At 69.3% G+C, this 22,441-nt stretch carries 25 protein-coding genes; 9 read left to right on the top strand and 16 right to left on the bottom strand.

Annotated elements, in window-relative coordinates:
- The first annotated feature begins 31 nt into the window (after positions 1 to 31).
- The 3 genes from PE061_RS12835 to PE061_RS12825 all read left to right on the top strand — a co-directional run bounded on the left by PE061_RS12835 (position 32) and on the right by PE061_RS12825 (position 2,055).
- Positions 32 to 883, top strand: coding sequence for a class I SAM-dependent methyltransferase (locus PE061_RS12835; RefSeq protein ID WP_271255671.1), 852 nt, complete (start codon positions 32 to 34; stop codon positions 881 to 883).
- A 114-nt stretch (positions 884 to 997) separates the two neighbouring features.
- A complete protein-coding gene (locus tag PE061_RS12830; protein WP_336297030.1) occupies positions 998 to 1,357 on the top strand; it encodes an MbcA/ParS/Xre antitoxin family protein in 360 nt (119 codons plus the stop codon).
- Positions 1,354 to 2,055: an RES family NAD+ phosphorylase gene (locus PE061_RS12825; RefSeq protein ID WP_420794303.1), complete on the top strand. Its 702-nt coding sequence runs from the start codon at positions 1,354 to 1,356 to the stop codon at positions 2,053 to 2,055. Before PE061_RS12830 ends, PE061_RS12825 begins: the two co-directional genes overlap by 4 nt.
- A gap of 7 nt (positions 2,056 to 2,062) precedes the next feature.
- Here the strand turns inward: PE061_RS12825 and PE061_RS12820 are convergent, their stop codons facing one another.
- Positions 2,063 to 2,221 (bottom strand): hypothetical protein, encoded by a 159-nt coding sequence (locus PE061_RS12820; RefSeq protein WP_271255669.1) that lies wholly within the window; start codon positions 2,219 to 2,221, stop codon positions 2,063 to 2,065.
- A gap of 176 nt (positions 2,222 to 2,397) precedes the next feature.
- On the opposite strand from PE061_RS12820, the gene PE061_RS12815 reads away from it, so the two are divergent.
- Positions 2,398 to 3,339, top strand: a complete 942-nt coding sequence (locus PE061_RS12815; RefSeq protein ID WP_271255668.1) for an aldo/keto reductase — start codon at positions 2,398 to 2,400, stop codon at positions 3,337 to 3,339.
- Between the two features lie 64 nt (positions 3,340 to 3,403).
- Here the strand turns inward: PE061_RS12815 and sdhA are convergent, their stop codons facing one another.
- The 5 genes from sdhA to PE061_RS12790 form a co-directional block, all read right to left on the bottom strand.
- Complete coding sequence (gene sdhA, locus PE061_RS12810; RefSeq protein WP_271255667.1) at positions 3,404 to 5,206, bottom strand: succinate dehydrogenase flavoprotein subunit; 1,803 nt, start codon at positions 5,204 to 5,206, stop codon at positions 3,404 to 3,406.
- A gap of 15 nt (positions 5,207 to 5,221) precedes the next feature.
- A complete protein-coding gene (gene sdhD / locus PE061_RS12805; RefSeq protein ID WP_271255666.1) occupies positions 5,222 to 5,602 on the bottom strand; it encodes a succinate dehydrogenase, hydrophobic membrane anchor protein in 381 nt (126 codons plus the stop codon).
- A gap of 12 nt (positions 5,603 to 5,614) precedes the next feature.
- Complete coding sequence (sdhC, locus tag PE061_RS12800; RefSeq protein WP_271255665.1) at positions 5,615 to 6,001, bottom strand: succinate dehydrogenase, cytochrome b556 subunit; 387 nt, start codon at positions 5,999 to 6,001, stop codon at positions 5,615 to 5,617.
- A gap of 101 nt (positions 6,002 to 6,102) precedes the next feature.
- Positions 6,103 to 6,462, bottom strand: coding sequence for a DUF6285 domain-containing protein (locus PE061_RS12795; RefSeq protein ID WP_271255664.1), 360 nt, complete (start codon positions 6,460 to 6,462; stop codon positions 6,103 to 6,105).
- A 3-nt stretch (positions 6,463 to 6,465) separates the two neighbouring features.
- Positions 6,466 to 7,476 (bottom strand): phosphotransferase family protein, encoded by a 1,011-nt coding sequence (locus PE061_RS12790; RefSeq protein WP_271259194.1) that lies wholly within the window; start codon positions 7,474 to 7,476, stop codon positions 6,466 to 6,468.
- A gap of 129 nt (positions 7,477 to 7,605) precedes the next feature.
- Here PE061_RS12790 and PE061_RS12785 point away from each other — a divergent pair, with 129 nt between their 5' ends.
- Positions 7,606 to 8,934, top strand: coding sequence for a methyl-accepting chemotaxis protein (locus PE061_RS12785; protein WP_271255663.1), 1,329 nt, complete (start codon positions 7,606 to 7,608; stop codon positions 8,932 to 8,934).
- 198 nt (positions 8,935 to 9,132) lie between these two features.
- On the top strand, positions 9,133 to 9,846 hold the full coding sequence (locus PE061_RS12780) for an SDR family NAD(P)-dependent oxidoreductase (RefSeq protein WP_271255662.1): 714 nt from the start codon (positions 9,133 to 9,135) through the stop codon (positions 9,844 to 9,846).
- Between the two features lie 107 nt (positions 9,847 to 9,953).
- Here the strand turns inward: PE061_RS12780 and PE061_RS12775 are convergent, their stop codons facing one another.
- A complete protein-coding gene (locus PE061_RS12775) occupies positions 9,954 to 10,925 on the bottom strand; it encodes an NADPH:quinone oxidoreductase family protein (RefSeq protein WP_271255661.1) in 972 nt (323 codons plus the stop codon).
- Positions 10,926 to 11,003: 78 nt separating this feature from the next.
- Here PE061_RS12775 and PE061_RS12770 point away from each other — a divergent pair, with 78 nt between their 5' ends.
- Positions 11,004 to 12,035, top strand: coding sequence for a 2-dehydropantoate 2-reductase (locus PE061_RS12770; protein WP_271255660.1), 1,032 nt, complete (start codon positions 11,004 to 11,006; stop codon positions 12,033 to 12,035).
- On the opposite strand, the gene PE061_RS12765 is transcribed toward PE061_RS12770, so the two are convergent.
- Both PE061_RS12765 and PE061_RS12760 read right to left on the bottom strand, forming a co-directional pair.
- Positions 12,005 to 12,907 (bottom strand): hydrogen peroxide-inducible genes activator, encoded by a 903-nt coding sequence (locus PE061_RS12765; protein WP_271255659.1) that lies wholly within the window; start codon positions 12,905 to 12,907, stop codon positions 12,005 to 12,007. The genes PE061_RS12770 and PE061_RS12765 overlap by 31 nt on opposite strands.
- A gap of 144 nt (positions 12,908 to 13,051) precedes the next feature.
- Complete coding sequence (locus PE061_RS12760) at positions 13,052 to 13,807, bottom strand: sulfite exporter TauE/SafE family protein (protein ID WP_271255658.1); 756 nt, start codon at positions 13,805 to 13,807, stop codon at positions 13,052 to 13,054.
- 178 nt (positions 13,808 to 13,985) lie between these two features.
- Here PE061_RS12760 and epsC point away from each other — a divergent pair, with 178 nt between their 5' ends.
- Both epsC and PE061_RS12750 read left to right on the top strand, forming a co-directional pair.
- A complete protein-coding gene (gene epsC, locus PE061_RS12755; protein WP_271255657.1) occupies positions 13,986 to 14,687 on the top strand; it encodes a serine O-acetyltransferase EpsC in 702 nt (233 codons plus the stop codon).
- Complete coding sequence (locus PE061_RS12750) at positions 14,684 to 15,031, top strand: DUF2794 domain-containing protein (protein WP_271255656.1); 348 nt, start codon at positions 14,684 to 14,686, stop codon at positions 15,029 to 15,031. Before epsC ends, PE061_RS12750 begins: the two co-directional genes overlap by 4 nt.
- A gap of 29 nt (positions 15,032 to 15,060) precedes the next feature.
- On the opposite strand, the gene PE061_RS12745 is transcribed toward PE061_RS12750, so the two are convergent.
- The 7 genes from PE061_RS12745 to PE061_RS12715 form a co-directional block, all read right to left on the bottom strand.
- Positions 15,061 to 15,969: an SDR family NAD(P)-dependent oxidoreductase gene (locus tag PE061_RS12745; protein ID WP_271255655.1), complete on the bottom strand. Its 909-nt coding sequence runs from the start codon at positions 15,967 to 15,969 to the stop codon at positions 15,061 to 15,063.
- A gap of 66 nt (positions 15,970 to 16,035) precedes the next feature.
- Positions 16,036 to 16,743, bottom strand: coding sequence for a phosphate regulon transcriptional regulator PhoB (phoB, locus tag PE061_RS12740; protein ID WP_271255654.1), 708 nt, complete (start codon positions 16,741 to 16,743; stop codon positions 16,036 to 16,038).
- Positions 16,744 to 16,747: 4 nt separating this feature from the next.
- Positions 16,748 to 17,482, bottom strand: a complete 735-nt coding sequence (gene phoU, locus PE061_RS12735; RefSeq protein ID WP_271255653.1) for a phosphate signaling complex protein PhoU — start codon at positions 17,480 to 17,482, stop codon at positions 16,748 to 16,750.
- A gap of 14 nt (positions 17,483 to 17,496) precedes the next feature.
- Positions 17,497 to 18,294: a phosphate ABC transporter ATP-binding protein PstB gene (pstB, locus tag PE061_RS12730; RefSeq protein WP_420794399.1), complete on the bottom strand. Its 798-nt coding sequence runs from the start codon at positions 18,292 to 18,294 to the stop codon at positions 17,497 to 17,499.
- A gap of 5 nt (positions 18,295 to 18,299) precedes the next feature.
- The gene (gene pstA / locus PE061_RS12725) at positions 18,300 to 19,598 is read right to left on the bottom strand and encodes a phosphate ABC transporter permease PstA (RefSeq protein WP_271255652.1); all 1,299 of its coding nucleotides are present in this window, start codon (positions 19,596 to 19,598) and stop codon (positions 18,300 to 18,302) included.
- The gene (pstC, locus tag PE061_RS12720) at positions 19,591 to 21,000 is read right to left on the bottom strand and encodes a phosphate ABC transporter permease subunit PstC (RefSeq protein WP_271255651.1); all 1,410 of its coding nucleotides are present in this window, start codon (positions 20,998 to 21,000) and stop codon (positions 19,591 to 19,593) included. Before pstC ends, pstA begins: the two co-directional genes overlap by 8 nt.
- A gap of 136 nt (positions 21,001 to 21,136) precedes the next feature.
- Positions 21,137 to 22,393: a sensor histidine kinase gene (locus tag PE061_RS12715; protein ID WP_271255650.1), complete on the bottom strand. Its 1,257-nt coding sequence runs from the start codon at positions 22,391 to 22,393 to the stop codon at positions 21,137 to 21,139.
- Positions 22,394 to 22,441 lie beyond the last annotated feature (48 nt).

Here is a 22,441-nt window from a genome sequence, read left to right as displayed (position 1 = left end):
AACGATTCTCAAATAGATTAGATACCGGGTCATGACGAACGCATTGCAGATCGACGACTGGAACGGCGCGACGGGCGCGCGCTGGGCGGACAATCAGGAACGGCTCGACCGCATCCTCGCCCCCTACGGCGAAGCTGCGCTCGAAGCCGCCGCGGCGAGGCCGGGCGAGGCGGCGCTCGACATCGGCTGCGGCACCGGCGGCACGACGCTGGCGCTTGCCGCAAGCGTGCAGCCCGGCGGCCGTGTCGTGGGCGTCGACATCTCGGAGCCGCTGATCGCGCGCGCCCGCGAGCGCGCGGCGGCCGCGGCGCTGCCGATCGCGTTCCGGCTGGAGGACGCGAGCCGCGCGGCTTTGCCTGCCGCAAGCTTCGACCTCCTCTTCTCGCGCTTCGGCGTGATGTTCTTCGATGCGCCCGCGGCCGCGTTCCGGCACATGCGCGCGGCGCTGAAGCCCGGCGGGCGCCTCGCCTTCATCTGCTGGCGCACGGCGGCGGAAAACGATTGGGCGCGGCTGCCGATCGCGGCGTTGCGCGGCATCGTGCCGATCCCGGAGGCCGACTCCGCCGCGCCCGGCCCCTACGCCTTCGGCGACCGCGCGCGGCTGGAGGGCATCCTCGCGGACGCGGGCTTCACCGACATCGCCGTCCGGCCCTTCGACGCGCCGCTCATCTACGGCATCGGCAGCAGCCGCGAGGCCGCCCTCGACGATGCGCTCGATTACATGCAGCAGATCGGCCCCGTCCCGCGCCTGCTCGCCGACAAGCCCGAAGATGTGCGCGCGAAGGGACTTGCGGCGGTGCGCGAGGCCCTTGCCGCGCGGCTGACCGATACCGGAGTCGTCATCGACGGCGCGGCATGGGTGGTGACGGGCCGCAACCCCTGAGCCGTTACGGTTGCCAAATGGCATCATATATATTATATGTTGCCAAAAGGAGATACCGTGACCCCTACGCTCCAGCTTGTCGACACATCGGCGCCCGCGTTCCGCCCGGCGCCGATCACCGACGCGGAAGGCGCCGCGATGTTCCGCGCGGCGCTGAACCTGTTCCACGCGTGGGAGATCACCGACGAGGCTGCCGCGACGCTGCTCGACCTGCCGCTGCGCACCTACCGGCGCTGGAAGGCGGAGGGCCCCGGCCGCATGGGCCGCGACGGCAAGGCGCGGCTTTCCAACCTGATGGGCATCCACAAGGCGCTGCGCATCATCTTCCGAGAGCCGCACCGCGGCTATGCGTGGGTGAAGGCGCCGAGCGCCGCCTTCGAAGGACAGAGCGCGCTCGCCGTGATGCTCGGCGGCGAGCTCACCGACCTCATGCGCGTGCGCCGCTACCTCGACGCCGAGCGGGGCGGCTGGTGAGCGATGACGCGATCCCGGTCGCCGAGGTGGACTGGAAGGGCGCGGTGCGGATCATCCGCAGCGCGTGGCCGCCCATCGACCTGTTCGAGGACATCGCCGACCCGGCCGACTGGCCGCTGCTGATCGCGGCCGAGCAGAAGACCAACCCACGGCTGATGGCCAGCATCGGCACGCTCGACCTCGTGCCGCCGAAGCGCCGCGTCGCCGGGCCGGGCGCAAGCTGGCTGATGGCCCCGTTCACGCATATCAGCACAGACCGGCCGAGCCGGTTCAGCGACGGGCGCTACGGCGTGCTCTACATCGGCGACGGCTTCGAGACGGCGCTGTTCGAGACCGCGCACCACCACGCTCGCTTCATGGCCGCGACCGCCGAGCCGCCGGGCTGGACCTCGCAGTTCCGGGAGATCGTGCTCGACGTCTCGGCGTCGCTCCACGACCTTCGCGCGGGCGCCGGGGCCGTGCTCTCCCCCGACGACTACGCCCCCGGTCAGGCGCTGGGCGCGCGGCTGCGGGCGGCGGGATCGGAGGGCGTCGTCTATCCGAGCGTGCGGCGCGCAGGGGGCACCTGTGCGGGGCTGTTCTACCCGGACCGCACGTCATCGCCCGTGCAGGGGCGGCATCTCGACTATCATTGGGACGGCGCGCGCATCGACATGGTCCGCGATGCGGGCAGCGGGCAGGTCTACCGGATCGTCTAGGCCGCGCTCAGGCGGCCTCCTCCTTCGCGGCCTCGGCCCGCGCGGCGAACCGGGCGGCAAGCGACTCATGGATCCTGCGCACGGACGGGGCATCGGCGCGCGCCGCCATTTCGCGGCACTCGCTCTCACGCCGCAGGAAGTATTCGCGCGTTTCCCTGGCCGACATGATGATCCTCCTGCTGCCGCGACAAGAACCATGGGGTCCGGACGGACCGGAAACGAGTCGCCGGCACGGCTTTTCTATAACACGACATATGGCCTGTACCGAATCGGGACAGGTGCGAAGGGTTGCAGCGCGCCCCGCAACGCAGGATGCTTGCCGCCTGACGACAGGAGACTCGGATGAAACAGCGCACGCTCGGCGCCAGCGGCTTTTCGGTCGCCCCCATCATGCTCGGCGGCAACGTCTTCGGCTGGACCGCCGACGAGAGGACGAGCTTCGCCGTGCTCGACGCCTTCGCCGAGAGCGGCGGCAATTTCATCGACACGGCGGACGTCTATTCGGCATGGGTACCCGGCAACAGCGGCGGCGAGTCCGAGACGATCATCGGCAAGTGGCTGAAGGCGAGCGGGCGGCGCGACAGTACGGTGATCGCGACCAAGGTCGGGCTGCTGGATGGCGAAGGCGGCAAGGGCCTCAAGGCCGGCCGCATCGCGGCGGCGTGCGAGGCCTCCCTCAACCGCCTGCAAACCGATGTGATCGACGTTTACTTCGCGCACAGGGACGATCCCGACACGCCGCTCGAGGAAACGCTGGGCGCTTTGGACGCGCTGGTGAAGGCGGGCCGCGTGCGCGCCATCGGCGCCTCCAACTACAGCCCGGCCCGGCTCGCCGAGGCGCTCGCGGTCAGCGACCGCAACGGCTGGGCGCGCTTCACCGTGCTGCAACCCGAATACAACCTGCTGAAGCGCGACGAATACGAAGGCGCGCTGCAACGGCTCGCCATCGACGAGAAGATCGGCGTGGTGCCCTACTACGGCCTCGCGAGCGGCTATCTCTCCGGCAAGTACCGGACGCCCGCCGACCTGACCGGCACGCGCGCCGGTGCGGTCAAAAAATGGATGGAAGGCAAAGGCCCCGCCGTCCTCGCCGCGATGGACAGCATCGCCGCCGAGACCGGCGCCAGCCTCGCCAGTATCGCGCTCGCATGGCTCCGCGAGCAACCCGGCATCACCGCGCCCATCGCCAGCGCCAGCAAGCCCGATCAGGTCGCCGACCTCATCAAGGCCGCGACGCTGGAATTGCGGCCGGATCAGCTAAACCGTTTGACGGCGGCGGGATAGGACCAGAGCGTCACCCCGGCCTGCGCCGGTATGACGAGATGTAGGATACGCCGCTCCCAAAGCGTCAGTAAACGCGCGCCTTCGGCTTGATATACTCGATCTCGTCGGTGAGTGTGTAGGTGTGCACCGGGCGGGAATCGAGCTTGACGCCGCCGCCCTTGCCGCCCCAGCCGTCGAACCACGAGACGGTGTGCTTCATCCAGTTCTCGTCGTCGCGGTTCGGATAGTCCTCGTGCATGTGCGCGCCGCGGCTTTCCTTGCGGTTCGCGGCGCCGTGGATCGTCACCATCGCCTGCCCGATGAGATTGTCGAGTTCCAGCGTCTCGACGAGGTCGGTGTTCCAGACGAGGCCCTTGTCGGTGACGCGGATGTCCTGCACGCGCTCGTAGGTCTTGGCGAGCTTGCCGATGCCTTCCTGCAGAAGCTCGTCGGTGCGGAACACCGCGCAGTGCGCCTGCATGGTCTTCTGCATCTCCAGCCGCACGTCCGCCGTGGGCGAGCCGCCCTGCGCGTTGCGGAAGTGGTCGAGGCGGCCGAGCGCCAGATCGGCCCCGTCCGCCGGCAGCGGCTTGTGCGCGGTGCCGGGCTTGATGATCTCGGCGATGCGCTTGCCGGTCGCGCGGCCGAACACCACGAGGTCGATGAGGCTGTTGGAGCCGAGGCGGTTCGCGCCGTGCACCGAGACGCACGCCGCCTCGCCCACCGCGAACAGGCCGGGGACGACCGTGTCCGGGTTGCCGTCCTTCAGCGTCACGACCTCGCCGTGATAGTTCGTGGGGATGCCGCCCATGTTGTAATGGACGGTCGGCACCACCGGGAGCGGCTGGCGCGTCAGGTCGACGCCCGCGAAGATCTTGCCCGTCTCGGTGATGCCGGGCAGGCGCTCGTGCAGGATCTTGGCGTCGATGTGGTTGAGGTGAAGGTAGATGTGGTCCTTCTCCTTGCCGACGCCCCGGCCCTCGCGGATTTCCATCGCCATCGACCGCGAGACGACGTCGCGGCTGGCGAGGTCCTTCGCGCTCGGCGCGTAGCGCTCCATGAAGCGCTCGCCCTCGGCGTTGGTGAGGTAGCCGCCCTCGCCGCGCGCGCCCTCGGTGATGAGCACGCCCGCGCCGTAGATGCCGGTCGGGTGGAACTGCACGAACTCCATGTCCTGCAAGGGGAGCCCGGCGCGCAGCACCATGCCGCCGCCGTCGCCCGTGCAGGTGTGCGCCGAGGTCGCGGAGAAATAGGCGCGGCCGTAGCCGCCCGTCGCCAGCACGACGCTGTGCGAGCGGAAGCGGTGGATGGTGCCGTCCTCCATGCAGAGCGCGACGACGCCCCGGCACTCGCCGTTCTCCATGATGAGGTCGAGCGCGAAATATTCGATGAAGAAGTCCGCGCTGTAGCGCAGCGACTGCTGGTAGAGCGCGTGCAGCATGGCGTGGCCGGTGCGGTCGGCGGCGGCGCAGGTGCGCTGCGCGGGCGGCCCGGCGCCCATGTTCTGCATCATGCCGCCGAACGGGCGCTGGTAGATCTTGCCCTCGCCGGTGCGGCTGAACGGCACGCCCGCGTGCTCCAGCTCGTAGACGGCGGCGGGCGCCTCGCGGCACAGATACTCGATCGCGTCCTGGTCGCCGAGCCAGTCCGACCCCTTCACGGTGTCGTACATGTGCCATGTCCAGTGGTCCGGCCCCATGTTGCCGAGGCTGGCGGCGATGCCGCCCTGCGCCGCGACGGTGTGCGAGCGCGTGGGGAACACCTTGGTGATGCAGGCGGTCTTGAGGCCCGCCTCGGCGATGCCCATCGTGGCGCGAAGCCCCGAGCCGCCCGCGCCGACGACGACGGCGTCATAGGTGTGGTCGATGATCTGGTAGCTGCTGGTCATTGCGTTTTGGGTCCGTCAGGCGCCGAGCGCGATCTTGAGAATGGAGAAGACGCCGACGAGGCCGCCGGCGACCGCGAAGGCGTTGAGCGCGAGCAGCGCCGCTACCTTGTTGCCCTCGCTATGCAGATAATCTTCGATCAGGACCTGAAGACCGAGCCGCAAGTGCCAGAAAACGCTGACAACGAACAGGATCAGCGGCACCGCGACGAGCGGCTGGCCCATCCAGCCCGTCACCGTCTGGTGGCCGAGGTCCGGCAGGCGCACGAGCGACACGATGAACCAGACGACGAGCAGCAGGTTCGAGACGGCGGTGACGCGCTGCAGCCACCAGTGATGCACGCCGCTCTTCGCCGCGCCGAGGCCGCGCACGCGGCCGATTTCGGTTCCACGTCCCATCGGACAAGCTCCTCAGACGTACAGGATGATCGCCCAGGTGATCGCGGTGAGCGTCAGCGAGGCGAGGATGGTGAGCTGGGCGGTGCGCTTCGAGGTGGGGATGTCGTAGCCCCAGCCGGTGTCCATCGCGAGGTGGCGCAGCCCCGACATCATGTGCTGGTAGACGGCCCACGTCAGCGCGACGAGGATGGTGATCCCGAACCAGCCCGAGGCGACCGACAGGAAGGTCTCGTAGGCCTCGGGCCCCGTGGCGGCGGCGACCAGCCACCAGAGGAACAGCAGCGTGCCGCCGATGGCGAGGCCGTCGCCCGTGACGCGGTGCAGGATCGAAACCAGCATGTGGACGCGCCAGCGCCAGATGCCGAGGTGCGGTGAAAGCGGCCGGTTCACGGATGCCACGCTTTTATCCCCAGTTGAGTGCCCTTTTTCACGGGTGCTTTTAGGCCGCGCGGCGAGTCGTGCAACTCTTATGCTTGCAAACGATTCGCAACTACGCCGATTCAGGCGCCGCGCAGCCGTTCGAGCGTCGGAAAGCGCGGGTTGTCGACGCCGAGCCGCGCCATGACGCCCGCCTCCAGCGCATCGAGCAGGCCCGGCGTCTCCGCCGTCCATTCGCCCGCGCGGATGCGCGCGCACGCCGCCGCGACGCGTTCATCTGCGGGCACATCGGGCAGCAATGCGCCGAGCGCTTCGGCCTCCGCCTCGGCCGGGCGCTCGCGCAGTTCGCGCAGCGCAATGGCGAGCGCGTTCGCGGCGACCTTGGCGTGGAACGCCATGCGCCCCTCGAGCGCGCCTTCCGCGTCCCTGAGGAAGGCGGCGACGGCCTCGATGAGATCGGCGACTTCGATGTTCGACCGCATCGTTCAAAGCGCTCCGTGCTTCAGCATGTAGAGAAGATCGGCCTCGGTTTCCGAGACGCGGCGGGCGATGGCGGCGCGCTCGACGGAGGCGACCTCGCCCGAAAGGTGCGCGGCGCCCATCTGCATGCACATCACGCCCCAGCGCAGCGAGCCGAGCATCTCGAAGGCGAGCGCGAGGTCGCGGTCCACGCGCCTGCCGCCGGCCGCCTCGTAGGCCGCGTAGAACGCCTCGCGCTCCGCGAAGCCGCCCACGGGCATCTGCGTCTGGCCGAAGCGCCACGTGTTGGTGGAAAGCCAGCCGATGTCGAGCAGCGGATGGCCGATGTGCGCGAGCTCCCAGTCGACGACCGCCGCGAGGCCCGCATCCCCGACGATGAAGTTGCCAGAGCGGAAATCGCCGTGCACGAGCGCGAGGTCGCCGTCCTCGGGCAGCCTCCGGGCAAGCTCGGCGAAGGCCAATTCGAACACCGGAACCGCCCCTTCGCAGCGGTCGTAGGTGTCGCGGATCTCGCGGAGCTGCGCCTGCGGCGTCAGCACCGGAAGCCGGAGGTCGGCGACCGCCTCCGCGCCGATCGCGTGGATGCGGGCGAGCGCCTCCGCGCAGTCCGCGAGCATGGCCGCACGCGCGTCCGCATGGCCCGCGTCGCGCAGCCAGCGCGGCGCCAGCGTCTCGCCCTCCACGAACGCCATGACGAAGCCCTCGCCGAGCCCGTCCTGCGGCGTCAGCACCGCGATCACCGGCGCGACGCGGACGCCCGCGTTGCCGGCGCGCGTCTGCAGCGCCGCCTGCACGGCCCGCGACATGCCGTCCTCCGCCTTGCCGGGCGGCGCGACCTGCAGGATCAGCCGCCATCGTTCGCCGTCGCGCACGGCGTCCACCGCATAGGTGAGCGAATTCGCCCCGCCCGACAGCGGGATCACGGCCTCGACATCCACATGGCCGGGCACCGCGCGCTCCAGCACGCGGGCGAGGCGTTCGCGCGCCGCCCCCGTATCGGTCCTGTCCTGTTCCATTCCGGACACGGTAGCGCATCCTCGCGGCACCGCAACTGCGTGATCTAACGGGACGTTAACCCCGATCGGCTAGGGTGTTCCGCACTCGGCACCCAACTTGCGCGAAAAGCAGGCGACAGAACCAAACGCATGATCGACAACGAGACGGTCTCCTGGCGGGAGCGGCTGCGCTCCTATCGCATCACGGACGAGGACCAGCGCCTGATGCCCGAGCTCTGGCAGGCGCTGGAGCCGGTCGCGCCGCAGATGGCCGAGGCGTTCTGGGAAGTCTTCGGGCCGTCCGCGGGCGCGGGCGACGACCTGACGCCCGAGCACAAGCGCATCATGATCGAGAACAGCGTCGCCTACACGCGGCAGAACCTCACCGATCCGCTCGACGCCGCGTGGATGGAGCGCGTGGCGCTGCACGGCAACGGCGTGTTCGCGGCAGGCGCCAAGAGCCACGAGGCGGTCGGCGCGTTCAGCTGCGCCTACGACGTCGCCTACGAGCACCTGCCGCACGTCATCGAGGACCGCACGAAGCTCGCCAAGATGCTGCGCGTGCTCTCCAAGATTTGCGAGCTGGAGGTCGACCTCGTGCTGACGCGCGTGCTGGTGCTGCGCGACAGGCAGCGCACCGACGAGATCCACGCCTACGGCGAGAAGTTCCGCACGCTGATCGCCAGCGCCGTCGAGCGCACCTCGCAGCGCTCCGCCGCCGTGCGCGCCCAGTCCGCGACCGCCGCGATCAAGGCGCGCGACATGCTTTCGAAATCCGCCGAGGTCGCCGCCGCCGCCGAGCAGTCGGCGATGGCGATGCGGCAGGCGGCGGAGACGGCCGCCGGGCTGATCCGCACCATCGAGGAAACCCGCGCCGAGGTGGACGGTGCCGCGACCGTCGCCGACCGCGCCACGTCGCAGGCGGGCGATGCGGTCGATTCGGTCACGCTGCTCGCCCGGCACAGCGAGACGATCGAGTCGATCGTCAGCCTGATCCGCGACATCGCCGGGCAGACCAACCTCCTCGCGCTCAACGCCACGATCGAGGCGGCGCGCGCGGGCGAGGCCGGGCGCGGCTTCGCCGTGGTCGCGCAGGAGGTGAAGTCGCTCGCCGGGCAGACCGCGCGCGCGACCGACGACATCGCCAAGCAGATCGCCGCCATTCAGGCCGCGACGCAGAGCACCGTCGCCGCGAACGGCTCGATCCGCGACACGGTGGACGGCGTCCGCCGCTCCGCCGAGCGCATCAAGGGCGCGATGGACAATCAGGCCGCGACCGTGACGATGATCACCGGCTCGGTCGACGAAACCGCGCTCTCCGCCGACGCCATGTCCGCCGCCATCGCCAGCATCCGCCAGACCACCGAAAGCGTGGCGAGCGAGGTGGACACGGTGCGCGTCGTCTTCGCCGAGGTGGACGAGCAGCTCACCCAGCTCCAGAGCGCCGTCGGCGAGTTCATGGCGGCCATCGCGGCATAGACGCGGCAGGTTCGGGCGCGCGTCCCTCGACGCAGTTTATCCTGAGCGCCGCCGCAGGCGGCGTCGAAGGGCTCGGAATGAAGGGCTCTTATACCTTGTAAAAACGTGCATCATCCCGAGCGCAGTCGAGGGACGCACCCACCCCGATGTCGGCTTTGAAACTGGCAGCCCGCTCCGCCACTCGCTAGACTCGCCCGCATGGCACGTCCCCACATCTTCATCACCGGCGCCTCGCGCGGCATCGGCGCGGCCACCATGGCCCTCATCCGCGAGGAGGACGCCCGCGTCGTCGGCCACGCCACGACGAGCGGCGGCGGGCTGATCGGCGCCGACCTCAGCCTGCCGGGCGCAGGCCGCGCACTCTGGGACAAGGCGCTGGAAGCCCTCGACGGGCGCATCGACGTGCTCGTCAACAACGCGGGCGTGTTCGAAGAGAACCCCTTGGACACGAGCGACGCCGACTGGGACGCGCAGTGGGAGCGCGGCCTCGCCATCAACCTGAAAGCGGCGGCGGACCTGTCGCGCGCCGCGATCCTGCACTGGCAGGCGCGCGGCAGCGGCGGGCGCATCGTCAACGTCGCGAGCCGCGCCGGGCACCGCGGCGATTCGCCCGCGCACTGGCACTATGCGGCGGCGAAGGCGGGCATGATCGCCATGACCAAGACGATCGCGCGCGCCCACGCGAACGAAGGCATCCTCGCCTACGCCGTCGCCCCCGGCTTCACGATGACCGGCATGGCGGAGGATTATCTTGCGAGCCGCGGCGGCCGGCAACTGCTCGCCGACATCCCGCTCGGCCGCGTCGCCGACCCCGGCGAGGTGGCGAACGCGATCATCTACCTCGCGCTGAAAGCCCCCGCCGCGATGACCGGCGCGACGCTCGACATCAACGGCGCGAGCTACGTGCGCTAGAATCATTCCGTTTAGATTGAATCCCTGAAGCCCCTCCTCTTCAGGGGAGGGGAGAAGAAGGGCGATCCTTTCAAAACCGGAACAACTCCAAGATTTGGTCATCCTGATTACATCTCGACGAGCACCTTCCCCATCGCCTTGCGGTCCATCATCCAGCGGATCGCCTGAGCCCCTTCATCGAGCGAAAAACGCCGGGAGATGTGCGGGTGCAGCTTGCCCTCGCCCAGCCACTGGATCAGCTCCGCCATGTTGGCGGCGTGCACCTTCGGCTCGCGCATCGTGAACGCCCCCCAGAACACGCCGACGATCGACGCGCCCTTGATGAGCGCGAGGTTGAGCGGCAGCTTCGGGATCTCGCCGCCCGCGAACCCCACGACGAGATAGCGCCCGTTCCAGCCGATCGAGCGGAACGCGGGCTCGGCGAACCTGTCGCCGACGGGATCATAGATCACGTCCGGCCCCGCGCCGCAGGTGCGCTTGATGCCCTCGCGCAGGTCCTCGGAGGCATAGTTGATCGTCTCGTCCGCGCCGTATTCGCGGCAGAGTGCCAGCTTCTCGTCGGACGAGGCGGCGGCCACCACCTTCGCGCCCATCACCTTGCCGAGCTCCACCGCCGCGAGCCCGACGCCACCCGCCGCGCCGAGCACGAGCAGCGTCTCGCCCGGCTGGATACGCGCGCGCTGCTTCAGCGCGTGGTGCGAGGTCCCGTAGGTCATGGTGAAGCCCGCCGCGATGTCGAGCGGCATCGACTCCGGCAGCGGTACCGCCTTCGCGGCGTCCGCGACGAGATACTCGGCAAAGCCGCCCGTTCCCGTCATCGCCAGCACGCGGTCGCCCGGCTTCAGGTGCGTCACCCCCTCGCCCACCGCATCGACCACGCCCGCCGCCTCGCCGCCCGGCGAGAACGGCAGCGGCGGCTTGAACTGGTAGAGGTTCTGGATGATGAGCACGTCCGGGAAGTTGACGCCCGCGGCCGCCACCTTGATGCGGACCTCGCCCTTGCCCGGCTCCGGCGTCGGCACATCGCGCACGACCAGCGTTTCGGGTGGCCCGTGCTCCACGCAAAGCAGCGCCTTCATAATCTTCGTCCCTTTCACAATCCGCAGGTTGCCATTCGGCGTTCGCCCGTCAGAATAACCGCATGAAGCATCGGGACAATGCACGACAAAGATAGGCTCGCCGTCGCGGTGATGGGCGCCGGGCTCATCGGCTGCTACATCGGCGGCGCGCTTGCCGCGGGCGGCGCGCGGGTGGCGCTGATCGGCCGCCCGACCTACATGGACGCCATCCGCGCGCATGGCCTCCGTATCTCCGACGCGGGCGGGCGCGACGCGTTCGTCCCGGCTTCGGACCTCGCGCTGGCGGAGACTCCCGAAGCCGCGGCAGGGGCGGACGTCGTGCTCGTGACGGTGAAAAGCGACGCGACAGCGGACGCGGCCCGGGCGCTCGCGCCGTTCCTCGGCGCGGGAACGCCCGTGCTTTCGTTCCAGAACGGCGCGGACAACATGGCCGCCATCGCCGCCGCGCTGCCGGAGGCCCGCGTCTTCGCGGGCATGGTGCCGTTCAGCGTCGCCGGGCGCGGTCCCGGGCATTTCCATCAGGCGATGGGGAGCCCCGTGCAGATCGACGCCGACCCGGCGCTGGACAGGCTCGCCGAGGTGCTCGCGGCGGGCGGCCTTCCGCCCGTGCGCAGCGCCGACATGGCGGGCGTGCTGTGGGGCAAGCTGCTCGTGAACCTCAACAACGCGATCAACGCGCTTTCGGGAAAGACGCTGGCGCAGGAGTTCGCCGATCGCGACTACCGGCGCGCGTGGGCGCTTTCGATGCAGGAGGGGCTCGGCCTCGTGAAGGCGGCGGGCATCCGCCCGGCGAGCGTGCTGCCGCTGCCCGTCGAGCGGATGCCGTTCCTGCTGTCGCTGCCGAATTTCCTCTACCGGCGCATCGCCGCACGGCAGAAGACCACGGTGGACCGGCACGCCCGCTCCTCGATGGCGGACGACCTCGCGCGCGGACGGCGCACCGAGGTCGATCACCTGAACGGCGCCGTCGTGCGGCTCGCCGCGCGGCACGGCCGCAAGGCGCCGGTCAACGCGAAGCTGGTCGAGCTGGTGCGCGCCGCGGAAGCCGGCGCGCCGCCGATCCCCGGCCCCGCGCTGCGTCAGACGCTGGCGGCGTCGATGAGGGCCTGAGCGAGCAGGCGGAACTCCTCCTCACGCGGGCTCGACTTGCGCCAGACGAGCGCGACCTCGCGGAACGGCTTCTCGCCGTCGATCGGCCGCGTCTCGACATCCGTGCCGTTGAGGATGCCCGCCTTCAGCGCCATGTCGGGCACGAGCGTGGTGCCGAGGCGGTTGTCGACCATCTGGACGAGCGTGTGCAGCGAGGTGCCGACCACCGAGGTCTCGGCCCGGTATTCCGGGCGGCCGCAGGCGGCGAGCGCGTGCTCCTTCAGGCAGTGCCCGTCCTCCAGCAGCAGCAGCCGGTCGGTGTCGATGTCCTCGGGATGGATCACCGTGCCCGCGCCGTGGATGTCCTCCTTGTGCGCGGCGATGTGGAAATAGTCGCGGAACAGCTTCACGCTCGCCACGTCGCCGCAGGGAAACGGCAGCGCCAGCAGCACGCAGTCCACTTGTCCCCGCCCCAGCGCGTCGCACACCGAGGCGCTCGTCTCCTCGCGCAGGTAGAGCTTGAGGTCGGGGTAGGACGCGCGCAGGCGCGGCAGCGCCTTGGGCAGGAAGAACGGCGCGATCGTGGGGATCACGCCCATGCGGATCTCGCCCGTCAGCGGCCGCGCCTCGGCCTGCGCCAGCGCGGCGAGGTCCTCGGCCTCGCGCAGCACGAGGATCGCCTTGCGCGCGATCTTCTCGCCGAGCGGCGTGAAGCGCACGACGCGGCGCGTCCGCTCGACGAGCGCGGCGTCGAGCAGCGTCTCGAGCTCGCGGATGCCCGAGGACAGCGTCGACTGGGTGACGAAGCAGGCGTCGGCGGCGCGGCCGAAGTGCTGGTGCTCGTGAAGCGCCGCCAGATACTGGAGCTGCTTGAGCGTGGGCAAAAAAGTCATCGGCGTTTTCGATCAGTCTGACCAGAATTATCCATTGGCTCTATAATGTGCCGAACGGATATAGACAAGCCATCGAAGCCCCCCGCGGCCCGCCGGTTCTCCCCCCTCCCGGCGGGCCGCATTCGTTTCAAGGATCGAAGGGAACTAAAAGAAGGCGCGCCAGATACCGAAGCCGCTGGTGAGCGTAAGCACGACGCCCACGATCATCAGCAGGGGCCGCGGCGCAATCCTTTTCGCGAGCCACGCGCCGAACGGCGCGGCGATGACCCCGCCGATAAGCAGCCCGAACATCGCTTTCGTGAAGAACGCGACACCGAGGCTGAGCAGGAAGGTGATCGAAACCGTCAGGGTGAGAAAGAATTCGGCGGTGTTCACCGTGCCGATCGTCTTGCGCGGCGATCCGCCCTGGATCAGCAGGTTCGAGGTGACGACCGGCCCCCAGCCGCCGCCGCCCGCCGCATCGAGAAACCCGCCCGCGAGGCCCAGCGGCTCGACGATGCGCGGGTTCTTGATCTTGGGCGGATAGCGCCAGCTCCGCCAGATGAGCAGGACGCCGATGCACGAAAGATAGGCGAGCACGATCGGGCGTGCGGCCTCGGCCGAGACCTGCGTCAGCAGGTAGGCGCCGATGACGCCGCCGATCACGCCGGGGATGACGAGCCGCGCGAACAGCTTCCAGTCGACGTTGCGGTGGATGGCGTGGCTGATGCCCGAAACCGCCGTGGTGAACGTCTCCACGGTGTGCACGCCCGCCGAGGCCGCCGCGGGCGGAACGCCGAGGCTGACGAGCAGGGTGGAGGAAATCACGCCGAACGCCATGCCGAGCGCGCCGTCGACGAGCTGGGCCGCGAAACCTACCGCGATATAGGGCAAGAGGTCCGCAAGAACGTCCGTTGGCATGAAAGATGTGATCCTCGTGTATGGCGGCCCGTGCCCGGCAGATGGCACACGGAGGCCTTGCGGCAAACGACTTTTTCTTTCGCACCGGCAAGCCCGCCCTTGCGCCGGGGCTGGTAATCGGCGCCCGAAGCGCCTAGATTCCGGCGATCAGGAAGGAACCGGGGAAGCGTCCGCCAGCATGTTCGACAGTCTCATCGCCTATCTCGATTCGGTGAAGGCGCGCGACCCCTCGCCGCGTTCGCGCTGGGAAGTGCTGCTTTACCCGGGCGTGCTCGCGCTCGGCCTGCACCGCGTGGCGCACTGGCTTTACCGCGGCGAGATGTTCTTCCTTGCCCGCTTCGTGAACCACCTTTCGCGCGCGCTGACGGCGATCGACATCCACCCCGGCGCGAAGATCGGCAAGCGGCTGTTCATCGACCACGGCTTCGTCGTGATCGGCGAGACCGCGGAGATCGGCGACGACGTGACCATGTACCAGGGCTCGACGCTGGGCGGCACGAACCCGACGAACGGCGTCGGCGGCAAGCGGCACCCGACGATCGGCGACGGCGTCATCGTCAGCCTCGGCGCCGCCATCCTCGGCCCGATCACGGTCGGCGCGGGCGCGCGCATCGGCGCGAACGCCGTCGTCACCAAGGACGTGCAGGAGGGTGCGACGATGGTCGGCATCCCGGCGCGCTCGACGCTCGTCGAGGTGAAGAAGGAAACGCAGGACTTCGTGCCCTACGGCACGCCGTGCAGCGAGAAGTTCGATCCGCAGACGCAGCAGCTCGAAATCCTGCGCTGCGAGGTGGAGACGCTGCGCAAGCGGCTGGCGGAGCTGACCCCCGCCGACCTCAAGCCCGCTGCCAAGCCGGGGGCGACCGCCCGCAAGGCATGAACAACATCACGCCTCTCTTCGGGGGGCGTGCCCCCGCTCCCGCCCAGGTTGCCTTCGACCGCCACGAGCTGAACCACATCATGGGCCTCTACGGCCGCATGGTCGCCGCCGGGCTGTGGCGCGACTACGCGGTGGACATGAACCGCGACGAGGCCGTCTTCTCCGCCTTCCGCCGCGCGTCGGAACGCCCCGAGATCCGCGTGGTGAAGCGCCCGGAGCTGCGCGCGCGGCAGGGCCAGTACATCCTGCTCGGCGAGGCGGGCGCGGTGCTGCGCCGCAGCCACGCGCTGCCGCCCCTGCTCGCGCCGCTGGAGCGCAAGCTGCTGAAGCTGGTGGAGGTTTAGCCGGACAAGGACGCCGTGCGTCCCGCGCCCTACCCCTTCAGCTCGCCCAGCCGCGACATCACCAGCCCGCCCTGCTCGGCGCCGTTCGTCGGCACCGTCTCGCCCGTCCGGTCGGTGATCTCGGCGATCCTTGCCGCCACGGTTTCCACCGTGCGCTCCGCCTCCGGCACCATGATGCCGTGCGTCAGCGTCACGTGCGCGGCGTGGAAGCCGCCTGCCCCGGCGCCGAGGATCGTGCTCGTCGGCGCCGCGTTGCTGACGAGGTAGAGCGCGGCCGGAACCACGTTCTTCGGCGCCAGCAGCTTCAGCATCTCATCGGGCATGATGTCCTCGGTCATGCGCGTGCCCGCCACGGGAAAGATCGAATTGACGTGGATGTTCGACTTCGCGCCCTCGATGGCGAGCGTCTTCATCAGGCCGACGAGGCCGAGCTTGGCGGCGCCGTAGTTCGCCTGCCCGAAATTGCCGTAGAGGCCGGTCGACGACGAGGTCATCAGGATGCGGCCGTAGCCCGCCTCGCGCATCGCGTCCCACACCGCCTTGGTGCAGTTCACCGAGCCCATCAGGTGCACGTCGAGCACGAAACGGAAGTCGTCGAGCGTCATCTTCGCGAAGCTCTTGTCGCGCAGCACGCCCGCGTTGTTGATGAGGACGTCGACCCGTCCCCAGCGCGAGAGCGTGTCCGCCACCATCGCCTCGACAGCGGGAAAATCGGTGACGCTCGCCGGGTTGGGAACCGCCGTGCCGCCCTTGCCCTCGATCTCCGCGACAACCTGCTCCGCTGCCGTCGCCGACCCGCCGCTGCCGTCGCGCGCGCCGCCGAAATCGTTGACGACGACCTTCGCGCCGCGCGCCGCCAGTTCCAGCGCGTATTCGCGGCCGAGACCGCCGCCCGCTCCGGTGACGATGGCGACGCGGTCCTTGAAATCAATGGTCATGGCTTGCTCCCCGAAGACGAAATCGGGGGATTGCCTAGCGAAGCGCCGGACCCGCGAAAACCCGTCTTATGCGACAGCTTCCCGGCGGCCGTCCGTATCGAGCGAATAGCCCGCCGAGCGCACCGTGCGGATCACGTCCGGCAGCCCGTCGAGGTTGATAGCCTTCCTGAGGCGGCGGATGTGCACGTCCACGGTGCGCTGCTCCACGTAGACGTCGCGGCCCCAGACCGAATCGAGAAGCTGCTCGCGCGAGAAGACGCGGCCCGGATGTTCGAGGAAGTGCCTCAGCAGGCGGAACTCCGTGGGGCCGAGCGCCACGGGCTGGCCTTCGCGCGTCACCTTGTGCGCGGTCGTGTCCATGAAGATGCCCGCGTATTCGAGGTTGCCGCCCGCGAGCGCCGGGCGCAGGCGGCGCAGCACGGCGCGGATGCGCGCGACGAGCTCGCGCGGGGAGAACGGCTTGGTGATGTAGTCGTCGGCGCCGATCTCGAGGCCGCGGATTCGGTCCGCCTCCTCGGTGCGCGCCGTCAGCATGATGATCGGCAGGTTCGCCGTCGCGGGCTCGCGGCGCATCCGGCGGCAGACCTCGATGCCGGAGAGGTTGACGATCATCCAGTCGAGGAGGACGAGATCGGGCTTCTCCTCGTCGGCGAGCACCAGCGCCTCCTCGCCGTCCTCGGTGCTGACGACCGCGAAGTCCTCCTGCTCCAGATTGTACCGGATCAGCTCGACGAGGTTCGCGTCGTCCTCGACCACCAGAATCTTCGGCTTCATGTCGCTACCGCTCCTGTTCGCCTTCGACGTCCTCGCTCACCGTGTAGACGGTCTCGTCGGCCTTCTGCCGTTCGGTCAGATGCTCGCCCGTGGCGGAATAATAGACGACCTCGGCGATGTTGGTGGCGTGGTCGCCGATGCGCTCGAGGTTCTTGGCGATGAACAGCATGTGCGTGGAGGGCGTGATGTGATGGGGGTTTTCCATCATGAACGTCAGCAGCGCCCGGAACAGGCTGTTGTAGTATTCGTCGACATGGTTGTCGCGCTTCCACACGTCGCGCGCGAGGTCCGGGTCGCGGCGCGCGTAGGCGTCGAGCGCGTCGTCCACCATCTGCGAGACGATGCGCGCCATCTCGGGCACGATCACCATCGGGCGGATCGGCGAATCCTGCGCGATCGAGTTCACGCGCTTGGCATTGTTCTTGGCGTAGTCGCCGATGCGCTCGATCACCGCGGAGATCTTGAGCGCGGCGATCACCTCGCGAAGATCGTCCGCGAGCGGCGCACGGCGCGCGATCGTGGAAATGGCGAGCTGCTCGACCTCCGCCTCGATCCTGTCGATGCGCGCGTCGGCCTCCACGACCGCCTGCGCGGCGTCGGCGTCGCGCGCGACGATGGCGGCGACCGAACGGTCCACCTGGTCCTTGGCGAGTCCGCCCATCTCGCCGATGAGCAGGCGCAGCTGCCGCAGGTCCTCGTCGAAGGACTTGACCGTGTGCGCGGTGGGCGTGGTGTTCATGGCGTTCCTGCCTCCTAGCCGAAGCGGCCGGTGATATAGTCCTTGGTACGCTGCTCGCGCGGATTGGTGAAGATTTCCGCGGTGTCGCCGTATTCGACGAGCGTGCCAAGGTGGAAGAAGGCGGTGCGCTGGCTCACGCGCGCCGCCTGCTGCATGTTGTGCGTGACGATGACGATGGCGTAGCGGCCGCGCAGTTCGTCGATCAGCTCCTCGATCTTCGCGGTGGCGATGGGGTCGAGCGCCGAGCACGGCTCGTCCATCAGGATCACCTCGGGATCGACGGCGATGGCGCGCGCGATGCACAGGCGCTGCTGCTGGCCGCCGGACAGCGCCGTGCCGCTCTCCTGCAGGCGATCCTTCACCTCCGCCCAGAGCCCGGCGCGCCCGAGGCTCCGCTCGACGATGGCGTCGAGTTCCGCCTTGCCCGCGGCAAGGCCGTGGATGCGCGGCCCGTAGGCGACATTCTCGTAGATCGATTTCGGGAACGGGTTCGGCTTCTGGAACACCATGCCGACGCGGGCGCGAAGCTGCACCACGTCCATGTCGGGCGCGTAGATGTCGTGCCCTTCAAGCTCGATGCGCCCCTCGATGCGGGCGGCCTCGATGGTGTCGTTCATGCGGTTGAGGCAGCGCAGGAAGGTGGACTTGCCGCAGCCCGACGGGCCGATGAACGCGGTGACGAGATCGGTGTGCACGTCGATCGACACGCCGTTCAGCGCCTGCTTCCCGCCGTAGAAGACCTTGACGTCGCGCGCCGTCATCTTGGGCGCGGACACCGCCGTCTCCGCACTCGCCGTCATGGTCGCCATCATATCGTTCACCAGCGTTTCTCGAACTTGTTGCGGAGGTAGATCGCGAGGCCGTTCATCAGCATCAGGAAAACCAGAAGCACGATGATCGCGGCGGAGGTCTTCTCGACGAAGCCGCGCGCGACCTCGTCGGACCAGAGGAAGATCTGCACGGGGAGCACGGTCGCAGGGGTCGTGAAGCCGCCCGGCACGTCGGTGACGAAGGCGCGCATACCGATCATCAGCAGCGGCGCCGTCTCGCCGAGCGCGCGCGCCATGCCGATGATCGTGCCGGTGAGGATGCCGGGCAGCGCCAGCGGCAGCACGTGGTGGAACACCACCTGGATGGGCGAGGCGCCGACGCCGAGCGCGGCGTCGCGGATCGACGGCGGCACCGACTTGATGGCGATGCGCCCGGCGATCACGATCACCGGCAGCGTCATCAGCGCGAGCGTGAGCCCGCCGACGACGGGCGCCGAGCGCGGCATCCCGAAGACGTTGAGGAACACCGCGAGGCCGAGCAGGCCGAAGATGATCGACGGCACCGCCGCGAGGTTGTTGATGCTGACCTCGATGATGTCGGTGAAGCGGTTCTTCGGCGCGTATTCCTCGAGGTAGATCGCCGTCATCACGCCGATCGGGAAGCAGAGCAGCAGCGTGACGAGGAGCGTCAGCAGCGAGCCCTTCGCCGCGCCCCAGATGCCCGCGAGCTCGGGGCTCGTCGAATCCGCCATGCTGAGGAAGGTGGTGTTGAGCGTGGTGCGCACCGCGCCTTCGGATTTCAGCCGGTCGAACGCCGCGATCTCCGCGTCCGACACCGGCCGGTTCGCCTCGGCCGCGTCGCGGTCGATGAGGCCCTTGCCGAGCAGATCGAAATCGCCGGACGTGGGCACCCACACGTCGACACGCTTGCCGATGAGGTCGGGGTCGCCGCGCACCGCCTCGCGCAGCGCGAGCCACGCGCCGTCGCTCACGATGTCCCTGGCGGCGATGCCGAGGGGCTGCGCGCGCGCCGAGGCGGCCGCGTTCATCGCGCCCTGGAAATTCGCGGTGTTGAGCGCGTTCTCGCCGCCCGGTCCGTCGAGGGCGCTGCGGTCGATGCCGAGCGTGAACGGATCGTAGTCGACCGCGAGCTTCACCTCGGTCCGCAGGAAGCCGGTGTAGCCGTTCAGGAAGATCGTCCCCAGCAGGAACAGCAGGAACGCCCCTGCCAGCGCCAGCGCGGCGAAGCCCATGAAGCGGAAGCGGCGTTCCTTCACGTAGCGGCGGCGCACGCGCGCCTGCATCACGGGGGACGCCCAGTCGGTCTGTATGCGCGGGCTATTCATACGCTTCCCGGTAGCGCTTCACGACCGCGAGCGCGTAGATGTTGAGGCACAGCGTCACCGCGAACAGCACGAGGCCGAGCGCGAAGGCGGAGAGCGTCTTCGCCGAATCGAATTCCTGGTCGCCGGTGAGCAGCTGCACGATCTGCGCGGTGACGGTCGTCACCGACTGGAACGGGTTGGCCGTGAGGTTGGCGGCGAGGCCCGCCGCCATCACCACGATCATCGTCTCGCCGATCGCGCGGCTGACGGCGAGCAGCACGCCGCCGACGATGCCGGGAAGCGCCGCCGGAATCAGCACGCGCTTGATCGTCTCGGAGGTCGTCGCGCCCATCGCGAGGCTGCCGTCGCGCATCGCGGCGGGGACGGCGGTGATCGAATCGTCCGCCATCGAGGAGACGAACGGGATGATCATGATGCCCATCACCACGCCCGCCGCGAGCGCGCTTTCCGAGCTGGCGTTCGAGATGCCGATGGAGAGCGCGAAGTCGCGCACCGCGGGCGCCACGGTGAGCGCCGCGAAATAGCCGTAGACGACCGTCGGCACGCCCGCGAGCACCTCCAGCATCGGCTTCATGACCTTGCGCGCCTGCGGCTTCGCGTACTGCGTCAGGTAGATCGCCGACATGAGCCCGAGCGGGATCGCCACAATCATGGCGATGATCGCGCCGATGAAGATCGTGCCCCAGAACAGCGGCACCGCGCCGAACGCGCCCGACGAGCCGACCTGATCGGCGCGGATCGCCGTCTGCGGGCTCCAGTTGGTGCCGAACAGGAACTCGATCGGCGACACGCGCCGGAAGAACTCGACGCTTTCGTAGATGAGCGAGAGCACGATGCCGAACGTGGTGAGGATCGCCACCAGCGACGACAGGATCAGCAGCACCATCACGAAGCGCTCGACGCGCGGCCGCGCCCGGAACTTCGGGCGCACGCGCAGCCACGCGAAGCCGCCGCCGGAAAGCGCGAGCAGCGCCGCGATCCCCGCGATCACCAGCGACCACTGCGTCTTGATCGCGCGGTAGACCGGCACCGCCGCGTCGGCGGCCGGGTTGAACGCCCCGGCAAGCTGGCCCGAGACGACGCCGCGCACCTCGGCGAGGAACGCCTGCCGGTCGAGCGTCGTCTCCGGCCGGCTTTCGACCGGCAGCGACGCGATCGTCCGGTCCGCGACGATGTTCTCCCCGACGACCGACCACGCCAGCACGAGGATCAGCGCGGGCACCAGCGCCCAGAGCGCGACGTACCAGCCGTGATGGGCGGGGCGCGAATGCACGGAGGCGATGCGGTCCGCGGCGTTCGCGAACGACCGACCGCCCGCGAAGGCGGCGGCGCGCGCGCGGGCGGCGAGAAACGCCGCGACGGCGAGGCCGAGCAGGGCAAGGATCAGGGCAGCTGCTGACATGATCGAACGGCGCATCCTGCCGACGCTTCGGCACGCACGCCTTCATCCTTTCCCGTTGATACGCCCACTGCCGCATCCTTGCGGCGGATTGATCTGCCCGGTTCCACGTTCCGGGCGCTTGTGTGGTGTCATGTTTTCAGATTTGTGACACCGATGCGGGCAAAGTGAAGCCGACGGTGGTGCCGACCCCCTGCTCGCTGCTGATTTCCAGCGTTCCGCGATGCCGCTCGACGATGTGCTTGACGATGGCGAGGCCGAGGCCGGTGCCGCCGAGGCGGCGCGAGCGGCCCGTGTCGATGCGGTAGAATCGCTCGGTGAGGCGCGGGATGTGCTCGGCGGCGATGCCGTCGCCGACGTCGGCGATGGAGATCTGCACCACCTCCCCCTGCAAGGCCTTCGCCCGCTCGGCGGAAACCGTGATCGGCGTGCCCGGGCGGCCGTACTTGATGGCGTTGGTCATCAGGTTGTGGAGCACCTGGAGCACCTGATCCTTGTCGGCGATCACCGGCGGCAGGTCGGGCGCGATGTCGAGCACGAGCTGGCGCTTGTCCGCCTCCAGCGCCACCGCGGTCGTGGTCGCGACGTTCTCGAACAGCGGCGCGAGGTCGATGATCTCGCGCGGGCGGATGTTCTTGTCGAGCTCGATGCGCGACAGCGACATCAGGTCGTCGACGAGGCGCGTCATGCGCGCGGCCTCGTTCGCCATCACGTCGAGGAATCGCGCCCGCGCCGCCGGGTCGTTCGCGGCTGGCCCCTGCAAGGTCTCGATGAAGCCGACGAGCGTCGCGAGCGGCGTCCTCAGCTCGTGGCTGGCGTTCGCCACGAAGTCCGCCCGCATCCGCTCGGCGAGCCGCGCGGGCGAGACGTCCGCGAACGACAGCAGCAGCCGCGCGTCCCCGGCAGGCCCGGCGCGCAGCCGGAACACCGTGGAATGCCGCCCGATCCCCTCGATCTCGCGCACCGAATCGCGGTTCTGGCGCATCGCGGTCGTCACCGTCTCGATCACCGCGGGATGCCGGATGGCGATGCGGATGTCCTCGCCGAGCGCGTGGGCGCCGAAGGCGTCCACCGCCTCGGCGTTCATGGCGAGGATGCCGAAGTTGCGGTCGACGAGCACGGCCGCATTCTCGAGCGAGTCGAGCGTGACCGAGGGCTGCGTGTCGGCGGGGCGCGCAATCCCCTCGTCGGCGGGGCGGGAAAGCCTTCGCGGCGCGCGCGCGGCGAGCACGGCCGCCGCCGCTGCGAGCAGCCCGAGCACCGCCGCGCCGAGCATCTCGTGCCACGCGAAGGCATAGCCCGACGCCGCCGCGAGCACGACCGCCGAGGCGACCGCGATCCACCGGTTCCGTCCGGCGCCTTCAGCGTCGAGGGCATCGCCCGCAGGTGTCGGCACGCTTTACAACTTTCGCCTTTTTTTCCGCCGTTTACTTTGCAACCCATT

It is taken from the genome of Sphingosinicella microcystinivorans, assembly GCF_027941835.1.
Taxonomy (GTDB): Bacteria; Pseudomonadota; Alphaproteobacteria; order Sphingomonadales; family Sphingomonadaceae; genus Sphingosinicella.
This window is presented reverse-complemented; position numbering and strand designations above follow the sequence as displayed.

Coding starts and splice junctions, on each gene's coding strand:
- PE061_RS12835 (WP_271255671.1), top strand. CDS start 32: ATGACGAACGCATTGCAGATCGACGACTGGAACGGCGCGACGGGCGCG.
- PE061_RS12820 (WP_271255669.1), bottom strand. CDS start 2,221: ATGTCGGCCAGGGAAACGCGCGAATACTTCCTGCGGCGTGAGAGCGAG.
- PE061_RS12815 (WP_271255668.1), top strand. CDS start 2,398: ATGAAACAGCGCACGCTCGGCGCCAGCGGCTTTTCGGTCGCCCCCATC.
- sdhA (WP_271255667.1), bottom strand. CDS start 5,206: ATGACCAGCAGCTACCAGATCATCGACCACACCTATGACGCCGTCGTC.
- sdhD (WP_271255666.1), bottom strand. CDS start 5,602: ATGGGACGTGGAACCGAAATCGGCCGCGTGCGCGGCCTCGGCGCGGCG.
- PE061_RS12795 (WP_271255664.1), bottom strand. CDS start 6,462: ATGCGGTCGAACATCGAAGTCGCCGATCTCATCGAGGCCGTCGCCGCC.
- PE061_RS12790 (WP_271259194.1), bottom strand. CDS start 7,476: ATGGAACAGGACAGGACCGATACGGGGGCGGCGCGCGAACGCCTCGCC.
- PE061_RS12785 (WP_271255663.1), top strand. CDS start 7,606: ATGATCGACAACGAGACGGTCTCCTGGCGGGAGCGGCTGCGCTCCTAT.
- PE061_RS12780 (WP_271255662.1), top strand. CDS start 9,133: ATGGCACGTCCCCACATCTTCATCACCGGCGCCTCGCGCGGCATCGGC.
- PE061_RS12775 (WP_271255661.1), bottom strand. CDS start 10,925: ATGAAGGCGCTGCTTTGCGTGGAGCACGGGCCACCCGAAACGCTGGTC.
- PE061_RS12770 (WP_271255660.1), top strand. CDS start 11,004: ATGCACGACAAAGATAGGCTCGCCGTCGCGGTGATGGGCGCCGGGCTC.
- PE061_RS12765 (WP_271255659.1), bottom strand. CDS start 12,907: ATGACTTTTTTGCCCACGCTCAAGCAGCTCCAGTATCTGGCGGCGCTT.
- PE061_RS12760 (WP_271255658.1), bottom strand. CDS start 13,807: ATGCCAACGGACGTTCTTGCGGACCTCTTGCCCTATATCGCGGTAGGT.
- epsC (WP_271255657.1), top strand. CDS start 13,986: ATGTTCGACAGTCTCATCGCCTATCTCGATTCGGTGAAGGCGCGCGAC.
- PE061_RS12750 (WP_271255656.1), top strand. CDS start 14,684: ATGAACAACATCACGCCTCTCTTCGGGGGGCGTGCCCCCGCTCCCGCC.
- PE061_RS12745 (WP_271255655.1), bottom strand. CDS start 15,969: ATGACCATTGATTTCAAGGACCGCGTCGCCATCGTCACCGGAGCGGGC.
- phoB (WP_271255654.1), bottom strand. CDS start 16,743: ATGAAGCCGAAGATTCTGGTGGTCGAGGACGACGCGAACCTCGTCGAG.
- phoU (WP_271255653.1), bottom strand. CDS start 17,482: ATGAACACCACGCCCACCGCGCACACGGTCAAGTCCTTCGACGAGGAC.
- pstB (WP_420794399.1), bottom strand. CDS start 18,294: ATGATGGCGACCATGACGGCGAGTGCGGAGACGGCGGTGTCCGCGCCC.
- pstA (WP_271255652.1), bottom strand. CDS start 19,598: ATGAATAGCCCGCGCATACAGACCGACTGGGCGTCCCCCGTGATGCAG.
- pstC (WP_271255651.1), bottom strand. CDS start 21,000: ATGTCAGCAGCTGCCCTGATCCTTGCCCTGCTCGGCCTCGCCGTCGCG.